Genomic DNA, 11,875 nt, shown 5'->3' on the forward strand with positions numbered 1-11,875 from the left:
ACTCCCGACCATGAGCCTGCTGCCCTCCGGGCCCCTGAACCGCGCGCTGGCGGCCGCCGTGGCCGTCGCCGTCCTGGCCACCGGTGGCTACCTGGGATACGAGAAGTGGGTGGTCGACGACCCCTCCTGCGCCCCCGGCGTGGAACAGCGCGGAGACCGCAACGAGTGCATCGGCGTCACCGACGGCGCCTACGTCTTCACCGACGAGCTGAAGCAGGTCAGCGCCCGCATCAAGGCCGAGAACGACCGCGTGGCCGACAGCTCGCCCGTCACCGTCGCCCTGATGATCCCCATGACCTCCGCCGCGCCCGCCGAACGGCGCGAGCTGGTCGAACAGGTGCAGGGCGCCTACCTGGCCCAGCACTGGGCCAACGACGACCGGAACAAGGACAAGCGGCAGCCCCCGATCCGGCTGGTGCTGGCCAACCCCGGCCGCGGCTACCAGCAGTGGCGCGCCGTCGCCGACCAGCTCGCCCAGGCGGTGACCGACGACAAGCAGAACCTGCGGGCCGTCGCGGGCATCAACATCAGCATCGCCGAGACCGAACAGGCCGTGCGCTACCTCACCGCGGACAAGCACATCCCGGTCGTCGCCGGCCCCATGACCGCGGACGACATCAAGAACACCCCCGCCGACCCGCGCCGCTACCCGGGACTGGCGCGCATCGCCCCCGGCAACGCCGACCAGGCGGGCGCCCTCACCTCGTACGGGGCGGCCGTCAAGCCCGAAGAAGCCCTGGTGATCGAGGACACCCGCGACAACGACAACTACCTCTCCACCCTGCGCCAGACCTTCGAGAAGCTCACCAAGGGCGCCCCCAACGCCCCGGAGACCTACCAGTCGCCGCCCGACTTCAACGACGAGGGCAACCTCGCCAACGACTTCCACCAGATGGTGCCGAGCATCTGCACCTCCGCCGCCACCACCCTCTACTTCGCCGGCCGCCCGGTCCAACTGCGCCAGTTCCTCGTCGAACTGGGCAACCGCAAGTGCAACAAGCACTACACGGTCGTCACCGGCTCGCACGCCTCCACCCTGATGGTCGACGCGAAGTTCGCCGACAAGTGGGACGCCCTCACCGCCGGCGCCGGCATCACCGTGCGCTACACCGCCCTCGCCCACCCCGACACCTTCGGGGAGAAGAGCACCGAGGCCCCCGGCGGCTCCAAGGAAGCCTCGAAGGACCTGGCCGACCTCCTGGGCCAGCCCGACACCAAGGCACCCGACGCGATCGGCCCCGCCGACCTGCGCGACGGCCGCGTGATCATCACCTACGACTCCGTCTCCACCGCCATCGCGGGCATCCGCGACCGGACGGTCGGGGAGGTCAAGAAGCCCTCGACCGACGACGTCGTCCGGAGCTGGCTGCGGATGCACGGCGAGTACCGGGTCGACGGCGCGAGCGGCTGGATCTGCCTCGACCAGTACGGCAACGCCCACAACAAGGCCGTGCCCATCGTCCACCTCGACCCGGCGAGCAAGAACGCCGTCCTGGACACCCTCGCCTGGCCCCTCGGCCACGCCCCCGACGCCAACTGCGCGATCGGCAGCGACGGCTGAACCGCCCCACCCGCCGCCACCCGCCACCGCACGGCCTGCGCACCACGGCCCGCCCCCACCGGTAGCCTGCCCGCGTGGACCCCGCGACGCAGCCACCCGCGACCCAGGACCCCGCGACGGACCGGCCCGTGCTCTACGAACGGGCCGGCCACGTCGCACGCGTCACCCTGAACCGGCCCCACGTGCTCAACGCGATGGACCAGCGGATGCACGCCGAACTCGGCGCGGTCTGGGACGAGGTCGAACGCGACGACGCGGTACGGCTGGTCGTGCTGACCGGCGCGGGCGAACGCGCCTTCTCCGTCGGACAGGACCTCAAGGAACGGGCCCGGCTCGACCGCGAGGGAACCCCGCCGACGACCTTCGGTTCCAAGGGCCTGCCCGGATCGCCCCGCCTGACCGACCGCTTCTCCCTCTCCAAACCGGTCCTCGCCCGGGTCCGCGGCTACGCCCTCGGCGGCGGCTTCGAACTGGTCCTCGCCTGCGACCTGGTGATCGCCGCCCACAGCGCCGTCTTCGCCCTGCCCGAAGCCACCCTCGGCCTGGTCCCCGGCGCGGGCGGCGCCTTCCGACTGGCCCGCCAGATCCCGCTCAAGGCCGCCATGGGCTACCTGCTCACCGGGCACCGGATGACGGCGCACGAGGCACTGGCCCACGGACTGGTCAACGAGGTCGTCCCGGACGACCGGCTGGACGCGTGCGTCGAGCGGTGGACCACCGACCTGCTGCGCTGCGCACCCCTGTCCCAGCGCGCCCTCAAGGAAGCCGTGCTGCGCTCGGTGGACCTTCCCCTGGAGCGGGCGTTCACCACCCGCTACCGCTGGGAGCAGGTCCGCCGGGCCAGCGAGGACGCCAAGGAGGGGCCGCGCGCCTTCACCGAGGGACGCGAACCCGTGTGGCGCGGGCGCTGAACCGGCCGGGGGCCGGTCCGGCGCCCGCGCCGCCGGAGCCCGCTCAGCCGCCGCCCCCGCCGCTGCCGTCGCCGCTACCCCCGCCGCTGCCGTCGCCCTCGCCGCCGTCGCCGAAGGCCGACTCGAACTCGTCGATGTCCTCCTGCCCCAGCGAGATCAGCGAGAAGTCCGACGGGGTGTGACCGCCGGGCCCCTCGGCGGCGTGCCGCACCAGGCCCTCCAGCACCGCCCGCCAGCGCCCGGCGAGGTCGCCCAGCTCCGCCTCGGTGAGCAGCCCGCCCGGCGACTCCAGGACGAAGCCCAGCTCGGGCCCCTCGGGCAGGTCCCGCGCCGAACCGTTGATCTCCAGCACGTGCCGCAGCGGCATCGACGGGTCCACCCCGCCGTCGGGCACCGGGCGCTCACCCGCCGGCGTCCACGCCCGCGCCCGCGCGTCCGCCCCGGCCGGCGCCCCGCCGACACCGGGGAGCTCCGCCTCCCCGCCGGCCCCGCCGGACGCACCGAACCGCCCCAGGTAGTTGAACCCGATCTGCGGCCGCGCCAGCGGCTCCAGCACCGCGCGCGTGGCCGGGTTCAGATACCTCAGCAGCCCGTACCCCAGGCCGTCGCCCGGCGCCTGCCGCAGCTGCTCCTTGACCCGCTTGATCAGCCGCGCCGCGTCCGGCCCGCCCGCCCGGACCTCGGCCGTGTCCACCGGACCGGGCTCCAGCCACACCGGATGGACGGCGGTGAACCAGCCGACGGTCCGCGTCAGGTCCATGTCCTCGGCCAGCGGCACCCGCCCGTGCGCCTCCCGGTCGATCAGGAACCCCTCCGGGACCGGCCCGCCGCGCGCCCGCAGCCACTCGTCGAGCGCCGCCGTCAGCCCGGACAGCAGCACGTCGTCGACCCCCGCGTGGTAGGCGGCCGGCAGGGCCGCCAGCAGCGAACCCGCCATCGGCGCCGCGACGGTCAGCTCGGCGCGCGACACCCCGCCCCCCACGGTGTCGGTCCGCGGATCCAGCGCCCGCCCGGCGATCGGCGGCTCGACCCGGTCGAGCATCCGCCGCCAGGCGGGCAGCTCGTCCACCGTCCGCTGCGCCCTGGCCCGCTCCGCCAGGGCGCCCGCCCAGCGCCGGAACGAGGTCGGCTCGGGGGCGAGGGCCGCCCGCGCCGCGTCCGCGCCCCCGGAGTCCAGGGCCGCGTCCGCGAGCGCCAGATCGGGCATCAGCACCCGCCAGGAGACCCCGTCGATCACCAGGTGGTGGGCCGTCAGCAGCACCAGGGCGTCCTGGGCGGCGCCGCGGTCGACGAGCACGGCCCGCAGCATCACGCCGTCGCGCGGCGCGAGCGCGGCCTGGGCGGCCGCGGCCTGCTCGTCCAGCAGCGCCTCCAGCCGCGCCCCGTCGAGGCCCACCGCCTCCACCCGGGTCACGAGGCCGGCCGCGGCGGGGGCCGCGCCGGGCTCGGGGACCACCAGCCGCCCCTCGGCCTCCTCCAGCCGCGCCCGCAGCACCTCGTGCCGGTCGGCGACGGCCCGCAGCACGGCGGCCAGCCGCTCGGGCGTCAGACCGGGCGGCGCGGTCAGCACCATCGACTGGCTGCCCGCGCGCGCCGCCGAACCCGTACGGGCCGCGATCTCGCGCATCACCGGGGTCAGCGGCACCGGCCCCCAGGGGACGTCCCCGGCGCCCGCCGCCCGCTCGGCGTCGACCGACTCGGCCACCCGCGCGAGCTCCGCGGGCGTGCGCAGCTCGAAGACCTGGCGCGGCGTGATCGCCAGCCCGGCCTTGCGGGCCCGCCCCGCCAGCAGCATCGAGGTGATCGAGTCGCCGCCGAGGCCGAAGAACGAGTCCTCCGCCCCCACCCGTTCCAGGTTCAGCACCTCGGCGAACAGCCGGCACAGCAGCTCCTCGGCGTCGGTGGCCGCGGCGCGCCCCGCCGCCAGGCCGGAGAAGACCGGCCGCGGCAGGGCGGCCCGGTCGACCTTGCCGTTCACCGTCACCGGCAGCGACTCCAGCACCGTCACCGAGGCCGGGACCATGTAGTCGGGCAGCCTCCCGGCGAGGTACTCCACCAGCGCCCCCGGCTCGGGCGAGGCCTGCCCGCCGCCGGCCGGCACCACGTACCCGGCCAGCCGCTTGCGGCCGTCCGCGTCCTCGACCGCGACCACCAGCGCCTGCGCGACGTCCGGGTGCGCGGCGAGCACGGCCTCGATCTCGGCCGGCTCGACGCGGAACCCGCGGATCTTGAGCTGCTTGTCGGCGCGGCCGAGGAAGAGCAGCCGCCCGTCCCGGGTCCACTGCGCCAGGTCGCCGGTGCGGTACATCCGCGCGCCCGCCGGCTCGCCCTCGGCGGGGAAGGGGCAGGCGACGAAACGCTCCGCGGTGAGCGCGGCGCGCCCGAGGTAGCCGCGCGCCAGCCCTGCCCCGGCGAGGTAGAGCTCGCCCGTCATGCCGACCGGCACGGGCCGCAGGAACGCGTCCAGGACGAACGCCCTGGTGTTGTCCATCGGCAGGCCCAGCGGCACCACGTCGGGCACCGCGTCCGGGTCGGTGAAGGGCAGCTGGGTGGCGAAGGCGGTGGACTCGGTCGGGCCGTAGGTGGTGCGCACCACCAGGCCCGGGTGCGAGCGCAGCAGCGTGCGTACGGCGTGCGCGGAGACGACGTCACCGCCGGTGGAGACCTCGCGCACCCCGGCGAAGATGTGCGGGGCCTGCTCCGCGAGCACCCGGAAGTGCCCCGCCGTGGCGTGCACGCTGGTCACCTTCTGGTCCGCGATCAGCCGGCCGCGCTCGACCGTGTCGATGTCCCCGGGGGGCACCAGCACCAGCCGGCCGCCGTGCAGCAGCGTCGTCCAGATCTCGTAGGTGGAGGCGTCGAAGGCGTGGTTGGCCTGCACCAGCACCCGTTCGAGGGTCTCGGCCGACCAGCACCCGTCCAGGCAGAACGCCAGGACGCTGCCGTACGTCACCGCGACGCCCTTGGGCAGGCCGGTGGAGCCCGAGGTGTAGACGACGTACATGAGGTTCTCCGGCCGCACCGGCACCGCCGGGAAGGCCGCGCCGTCGCCGTTCCCGGAGACGCCCTGACCGGCGGGGTCGGGGTCGGCGGGGTCCGGTTCCAGGGGGAGCACCTCGGCGCCCTCGAACAGCGCGGCGTCGGCCAGGCCCCGCCGGGCGTTCGGCCCGTCGACCAGCACGACGGACGCACCCGCCTGCGCCGCCACCGCGGCGAGCCGGGCGGCCGGGTGCCGGCCGTCCAGCGGCAGGTACGCCGCACCGGCCTTCACCACCGCCAGCAGCGCCGTGATCAGCTCGGGCGACCGCTCGGCCACCACGCCCACCAGCGTCTCCGGGCGCACCCCGAGCGCCGCCAGCCGGCGCGCCAGCCGGTTCGCCCGCCGGTCCAGCCCGGCGTACGTCAGCTCGGTGTCCCCGGACACCACCGCCACCGCCCCGGGGGTGCGGCGCACCTGCCGCTCGAAGAGCCCGGCGAGCGTCGCGTCGGGCAGTTCGCGGCGGGTGCGGTACCCGGAGCCGTCCAGCTCGCGCCGCTCCTCGCCGGTCAGCACCTCCAGCCGGCCCAGCGGCACGTCCGGGTCGTCCGCGACCTGGCGCAGCACCAGGAGCATCCGGTCGACGAGGCCGCGGGCGGTGGGCTCGTCGAACAGGTCGGGCCGGTAGTCCAGCCGGACCTCGATGTCGTCGGTCGGCGTGACCACGATCGTCAGCGGGTAGTGGGCGGCCTCCTCGCCGCCGCCGGCCGAGACCCGGATGCCGGCCGGGCCCCGCAGGCCGATCCCGCCGCCCGGCGCACCCGGCGGCTCCCGCCCGTCGCCCGGCCCTCGCCCGTCGCCCGGCCCCGGCCCGTCGCCCGGCCCCGGAGGCATCCCGCCGCCCGGCTCCCGCAGCGGGCCGCCGGCCTGCCGCCCGCTGCGCAGCGCCGTGCCGCCCAGGCCCTCGCCCGGGGGCGAGCCGTCGGCGGGCCGCGGCGCCCGGCCCGGCCCGCCGGGCCGCGACGGCCCGGCCGAGGGGGCCGCCATCGGCCCGCGCGGATAGTTCTGGAAGACCATCAGGGTGTCGAAGACCGCGCCGGGCCCGCCGGCGCGCTGGATCTCCGGCAGGCTCAGCTGCTGGTGGTCCAGCAGGGCGGTCTGCTGGTCCTGCAGCGCCGCCATGGCCCGGCGGAAGGGCAGCGTCGGGTCCAGCCGCACCCGTACCGGCACGGTGTTGATGAACAGCCCGACCATCCGGTCCGCCTGCGGCACCTCGGCCGGCCGGCCGGAGACGGTCGCGCCGAAGACGGTGTCCAGCCGGCCGGACAGCTTGCCCACCAGCAGCGCCCAGGCGACCTGGAAGACCCGGTTGAAGGTGACCCCGGCGGAGCGCGCCGTCTCCCGCAGCCGCTCGGCGAGGTCGTCGCCGATCCGCTCGACCACGTGCCGCAGCATCACCGGCGGGCCGCCGCGGTCGGCCGGGCCCACCAGGGTGGGCTCCTCCGTCCCGGCCAGCACCGCCCGCCACGCCTCGCGCGAGGCGTCGGCGTCCCGGCGCACCAGCCAGGCGAGGTAGTCGCGGTACTGCGGCACCTTCGGCAGCACCGAGGCGTCGCCGCCGCTGCCGTAGACCTCCCACAGCTCGCCGAACAGGATCGGCAGCGACCAGCCGTCCATCAGGATGTGGTGCATCGTCACCACCATCCGGTGCCGGCCGGGGCCCGCGCGCAGCAGCAGCACCCGCAGCAGCGGCGGCATGCCGAGGTCGAAGCGCCGCGCGTCGACCTCGGCCAGGCGCGCGGCCTCCCGCTCGGCCTCCTCCCCGCCCAGGGCGCCGAGGTCGGCGTACGTCCACGGGATCCGCACGCCCCTGGCGATCACCTGGACGGTGTCGCCGGCCGCGCGGGAGCGGAAGGCGGCGCGCAGGCTCGCGTGCCGGTCCAGCATCGCCTGCCAGGACGCCTCCAGGACCCCGGGGTCCAGGTCCCCTTCGAGGTTGAGGATCCGCTGCCCCACGTACACGTCCCGGGGCGCGTCCTGGTCGTACGAGGCGTGGAACAGCAGTCCCTCCTGCAGCGGGGAAAGCGGCCACACGTCCTCGACCGTCAACTGGCTCATCATGCTCTCCGTTCGGGTCGGCCGGGCTCGGGCGCCGTCTCGGGCGGCGGCAGCCGGCGCAGGGGCCCTCCGCCGCGCGGCAGCGGGGGCAGGTCGCCGTAGCCGTTCGCCGGGTGCTGCTCGGCTTCCGGGCGCGGCGCGGGCGGTTTGGCGAACTGGGTCCGGTAGAGCTCCGCGTACAGGCCGCCGGCGTCCACCAGGTCGGGGTGCCGGCCGCGTTCGACCACGCGCCCGCCCCGGACCACGAGGATCTGGTCGGCCTCGCGGACGGTGGACAGGCGGTGCGCGATCACCAGGGCGGTGCGCCCGGCCAGGGCGGTCCACAGCGCCTTCTGCAGGGCCGCCTCGGACTCGGAGTCCAGGTGGGCGGTGGCCTCGTCGAGCACGACCACGGACGGCTTCTTGAGCAGCAGCCGGGCGATCGACAGGCGCTGCTTCTCGCCGCCGGAGAAGCGGTAGCCGCGGTCGCCCACGACGGTGTCCAGGCCGTCGGGCAGCGCGGAGACCAGGTCCCAGACCTGCGCGGCCCGGCAGGCCTCGACGAGCTGCGCCTCGGTGGCGTCCGGCTCGGCGTAGAGCAGGTTGGCGCGGATGGTGTCGTGGAACATGTGCGCGTCCTGGGTCACCATGCCGACGGTGTCGTGCAGCGAGGCCAGGGACAGCTCGCGCACGTCGTGGCCGCCGATCCGCACGGTGCCGGAGGTGGGCTCGTAGAGCCGCGCGACCAGCTGGCTGATCGTGGTCTTGCCGGCGCCGGAGGGCCCGACGAGCGCGGTCAGCCGGCCCGCCGGGGCGCGGAAGCTCACCCCGCGCAGCGCCGTGGCGTCGCCGGGGCGTTCCGGGGCCGGCAGCGACAGCGTCTCCAGCGAGGCGAGGGAGACGTCCTTGGCCGTGGGGTAGCGGAAGGAGACGTCCTCGAACTCGACCTCCGGGGCCGGGGCCCCGGCGGGCAGCACGAGGGGGTCGGGCCGTTCCACGATCAGCGGCTTCAGGTCCAGCACCTCGAACAGCCGGTCGAAGGAGACCAGGGCGGTCAGGTAGTTCGACTGGAGGTTGGAGAGCTGGTTGATCGGGCCGAAGAGCCGGGCCAGCAGGGTGGCCAGGGCCACCAGCGAGCCGATCTGGATGGCCCCGTCGATCACCAGCTCGCCGCCGACGCCGTAGACCACCGCGGTGGCCAGCGACGCCAGCAGCGTCACCGTCACCAGCAGCATCCGCGAGTAGACGGAGGTGACCACGCCGACGTCCCGCACCCGCGCCGCGGTGCCGGCGAAGCGCCGGGCCTCGCCGGCGGGCCGGCCGTACAGCTTGACCAGCAGCGCGCCGGCCACGTTGAAGCGCTCCTGCATGAACGAGCCGAGTTCGGCGTCCAGTTGCATCGACGTGCGCAGGTTGCGCTGGAGCCGGCGCCCGACGACGCGGCCGGGCAGCACGAACAGGGGCACCGTGACGAGCACGACCAGGCCCACGACCCAGGACAGGAAGAAGATCGTGGCGAGCACCAGGCCCAGCACCACCAGGCTGGAGAGCACGTTGGACAGCAGCACGGTCACCGCCTGCTGGGCCTCCATCACGTCGGTGTTGAGCCGGCTCACCAGCGAACCGGTCTGCGTGCGGGTGAAGAACGCCAGCGGCTGGCGCTGCACGTGCCGGAAGACCTCGGTGCGCAGGTCGTAGACGAGGCCCTCGCCGATGCGCGCCGAACTGCGGCTGACCCGGAAGCCCACCAGCGCCTGCAGCAGCGCCAGGACCGCCACCGCGGCGGCGGCGCCCGCCACCACGCCCCGGTCGTGGGGCACGATGCCGTGGTCGATGAGCACCTTGAACAGCAGCGGCGTGGAGACGGTGATGACGGCGTCGACCACGGTCAGGCTCAGCAGCGCGACGATCTGCCGGCGGTAGGGCCGCAGGTAGGGCCGGATCCGCCGGGCGGTGCCGGGCCTGACCCGGCCCCGGGCCGGGTCCGCCCCGTCGCCGCCGGTGGCCCGTACCGTGATCAGCGGGCCCGGGCCGGCCATCATGGCGCGGCGACCTCCTTGCCGTTCGCGGGCATGGCCTCACCCGGCGGCCGCTGGTCGCTCCAGGCCCGGTCGACGTACTCCAGGCACTCGTCGCGCGAGCCCTGGCCGTAGGCGATCCGCCACCCGGGCGGCACCTGCGCGAACGCCGGCCACAGCGAGTACTGGCCCAGCGGGTTGACCAGGGCGAGGTAGGAGGCGTCCGGGTCGTCGAAGGGGCTGGTCATCTCACATCTCCTCGTTCGTCCGGGGCCGCCCGCCGGGCGGCGGGCGAGGTCCCGGCACAGTGGTCGCGGCAGGTCTCAGCCGGGCGGCCGGGCCGTGAAGCGGCCCGCCTTGCCGAGCACGTCCGCCGCGTGGACGCGCAGCGCCTGCTGGACGGCGAACTCCGCCATGTAGGCGCGGAAGCCGTCCGCGGGCTCCAGGGCGAGGTTCACCATCCGCCGGTTGGCGGTGACGGCCGGATCGCGCAGCAGCTCCACGGCGTGCTCCACGGCCCCGTCGAGCTCCGCCGGGTCGACGACCCGGTCGACGAGCGTGCGGGCCTCGGGCTCGTTCGCGCGCACCCGCCGCCCGCCGAGGACGATCTGCCGGGCCAGCCGCGGGCCCGTCACCGCCGGCAGCCGGAAGTCCGCCGCGCCCGGGACGATCCCCTCCTGCGCGGCCGGCAGGCTCAGATAGGCGTCGGAGGCGGCCAGCACGTGGTCCACCGCGAGCAGCAGCTGCATGCCGCCGCCGATCGCGAAGCCGTCCACCGCGGCCACCCACGGCATGTCGGTGAGCGGGTAGCGCCAGGACGGCTCGTCCGTGCGCAGCCCGAGCAGCAGCTTCCTGAGGTAGCCGAGCTCGCGGCGCAGCAGGAAGCCGACGAGCGTGATCTCGCCCGCGTGCAGGCGCTTGAGGTTGATCCCGGCGCTGAACACCCGCCGGCCCGCGTAGCGCGGGTGGGTCATCTCGCCGCCCCGGATCAGCCCGATCTCGCACCGCTCGTCCAGCAGGGCGAGGTCGACCGCCGTCTCCATGTCGTCGACCTGCTGCTCGTCCTCGGCGTTGAGGCGGTCCCCGGCGCACATGGTGATCCGGGCCACCCCCGCGCGCCGCTCCAGCAGCGTGCTGTCCATCCGCACCACCCCGGTGGCCCGGAACCGCCCGAGCAGGCCGAGCGCGCGCCCGGTGGGCCACAGCATGGAGTCCATCAGGTGGCGTCCGGCGGCCGGGCAGCGCAGCAGGCCGCGCAGCAGGACGCCCACGTCGATCTCGTAGCCCAGGCGCTGTACGACCGGCACGGCCCGCTCCGCCCGCAGCTGCGCGGGCGTGGGCACCAGGCGGGGCACGGCGAGGGCGGCGTCCTCCACCAGGGCCGCCAGCCGCGGGCGCAGCGTGCGGCCCCGGGTGAGCCGGTCGTACAGCGCCTCGGCGTGGCACTCCAGGAAGGCGGTGCGCTGCGCGCGGCCGGCCTCCAGCGCCCGCTCGGTGGCAGGGTTCGGCCCGTCGGGGCGCGGTCCGGGCTCGGGGAACGGCGGCAGCAGCCGGGCCGCCCGCTCGAACCCGTCCGCGGCGCGTTCCCGCACGGGGGCGGGCGCCTGCCCGTTCGCGGTGCTCACGCCGTCACCCCGTCCGCGTCCCGGGTGCGCCGCAGCGAGCGGTCGCAGGCGGCCAGGTGCGTGCCGAGCGCGTCCTCGAAGCTCATCCACTGGGCGTCGAAGGCCAGTTGGCGGCGGATCGCGAGTTCGGGGCCGGACAGCCGGCGCAGCAGCCGGGCCGCGGCCGCCAGGGTGCGCCCGGGGTCCCGGCTCACCCGGTCCACCAGGCCCCGCTCCAGCGCCTCGCGGGCGGTGATCGGCACCCCGAAGAGCACCGTGCGGCGCGCCGCGGCCAGCCCGAGCTGCTGGACCAGCCGGAAGCCGGCCATGCCCGGCCAGGTCGCCTGCCCGTGGAAGGCCAGGAGCAGCCGCAGGTCCGGCGCCGCCACCCGCACGTCGGCCGCGAGCAGCAGGTCCAGCGCCGCGCCGCCGCACTCCCCGCTCGCCGCCGCCAGCGTGGGCAGCCGCAGCCGTTCGAAGCGCCGTACGGCCCGCTCCCACTTGGTCACGGTCGCCACGTCGGCCGGCTTGGCCACCGCCTCGCCGGTCGGGGCGCCGCGGACGTACAGGGTCGCGAAGTCGGCTCCGGCGGACTCCGCCTCGTCGCACAGCGCCGAGACGGCGGCGGTCAGCTCGGCCGAGATCTCCCGGCCGCCGTCCACGTGCAGCACGGGGCCTTCGGGCAGGGCGTTGACGGGCATGTGCGG

Annotated in this window: 7 protein-coding genes; 2 read left to right on the plus strand and 5 right to left on the minus strand. The window is 75.7% G+C overall.

Annotated elements, in window-relative coordinates:
* Nucleotides 1–10: 10 nt before the first annotated feature.
* Nucleotides 11–1,561, plus strand: coding sequence for a hypothetical protein (locus tag ACFWP2_RS11470; protein WP_380450144.1), 1,551 nt, complete (start codon nucleotides 11–13; stop codon nucleotides 1,559–1,561).
* 74 nt (nucleotides 1,562–1,635) lie between these two features.
* Nucleotides 1,636–2,472, plus strand: coding sequence for an enoyl-CoA-hydratase DpgD (gene dpgD / locus ACFWP2_RS11475; RefSeq protein WP_380450145.1), 837 nt, complete (start codon nucleotides 1,636–1,638; stop codon nucleotides 2,470–2,472).
* Between the two features lie 43 nt (nucleotides 2,473–2,515).
* Here dpgD and ACFWP2_RS11480 read toward each other — a convergent pair whose 3' ends face one another.
* The 5 genes from ACFWP2_RS11480 to dpgB all read right to left on the minus strand — a co-directional run bounded on the left by ACFWP2_RS11480 (nucleotide 2,516) and on the right by dpgB (nucleotide 11,869).
* Complete coding sequence (locus tag ACFWP2_RS11480; protein ID WP_380450146.1) at nucleotides 2,516–7,567, minus strand: amino acid adenylation domain-containing protein; 5,052 nt, start codon at nucleotides 7,565–7,567, stop codon at nucleotides 2,516–2,518.
* A complete protein-coding gene (locus ACFWP2_RS11485; RefSeq protein WP_380450147.1) occupies nucleotides 7,567–9,588 on the minus strand; it encodes an ABC transporter transmembrane domain-containing protein in 2,022 nt (673 codons plus the stop codon). Before ACFWP2_RS11485 ends, ACFWP2_RS11480 begins: the two co-directional genes overlap by 1 nt.
* Nucleotides 9,585–9,812, minus strand: a complete 228-nt coding sequence (locus tag ACFWP2_RS11490; protein ID WP_380450148.1) for an MbtH family protein — start codon at nucleotides 9,810–9,812, stop codon at nucleotides 9,585–9,587. Before ACFWP2_RS11490 ends, ACFWP2_RS11485 begins: the two co-directional genes overlap by 4 nt.
* Nucleotides 9,813–9,887: 75 nt before the next feature.
* Nucleotides 9,888–11,189 carry a (3,5-dihydroxyphenyl)acetyl-CoA 1,2-dioxygenase DpgC gene (dpgC, locus tag ACFWP2_RS11495; RefSeq protein WP_380450149.1) on the minus strand — a complete coding sequence of 434 codons (1,302 nt, stop codon included), beginning with the start codon at nucleotides 11,187–11,189 and terminating at the stop codon, nucleotides 9,888–9,890.
* A complete protein-coding gene (gene dpgB, locus ACFWP2_RS11500) occupies nucleotides 11,186–11,869 on the minus strand; it encodes an enoyl-CoA-hydratase DpgB (RefSeq protein WP_380450150.1) in 684 nt (227 codons plus the stop codon). Before dpgB ends, dpgC begins: the two co-directional genes overlap by 4 nt.
* Nucleotides 11,870–11,875: the final 6 nt, after the last annotated feature.

It is taken from the genome of Kitasatospora sp. NPDC058444 (assembly GCF_042721415.1).
GTDB lineage: Bacteria > Actinomycetota > Actinomycetes > Streptomycetales > Streptomycetaceae > Kitasatospora.

Bases quoted from the DNA above. Each gene is read 5' to 3' on its own strand.
- ACFWP2_RS11480 (WP_380450146.1), bottom strand. From the start codon at position 7,567: ATGAGCCAGTTGACGGTCGAGGACGTGTGGCCGCTTTCCCCGCTGCAG.
- ACFWP2_RS11470 (WP_380450144.1), top strand. From the start codon at position 11: ATGAGCCTGCTGCCCTCCGGGCCCCTGAACCGCGCGCTGGCGGCCGCC.
- ACFWP2_RS11490 (WP_380450148.1), bottom strand. From the start codon at position 9,812: ATGACCAGCCCCTTCGACGACCCGGACGCCTCCTACCTCGCCCTGGTC.
- dpgB (WP_380450150.1), bottom strand. From the start codon at position 11,869: ATGCCCGTCAACGCCCTGCCCGAAGGCCCCGTGCTGCACGTGGACGGC.
- ACFWP2_RS11485 (WP_380450147.1), bottom strand. From the start codon at position 9,588: ATGATGGCCGGCCCGGGCCCGCTGATCACGGTACGGGCCACCGGCGGC.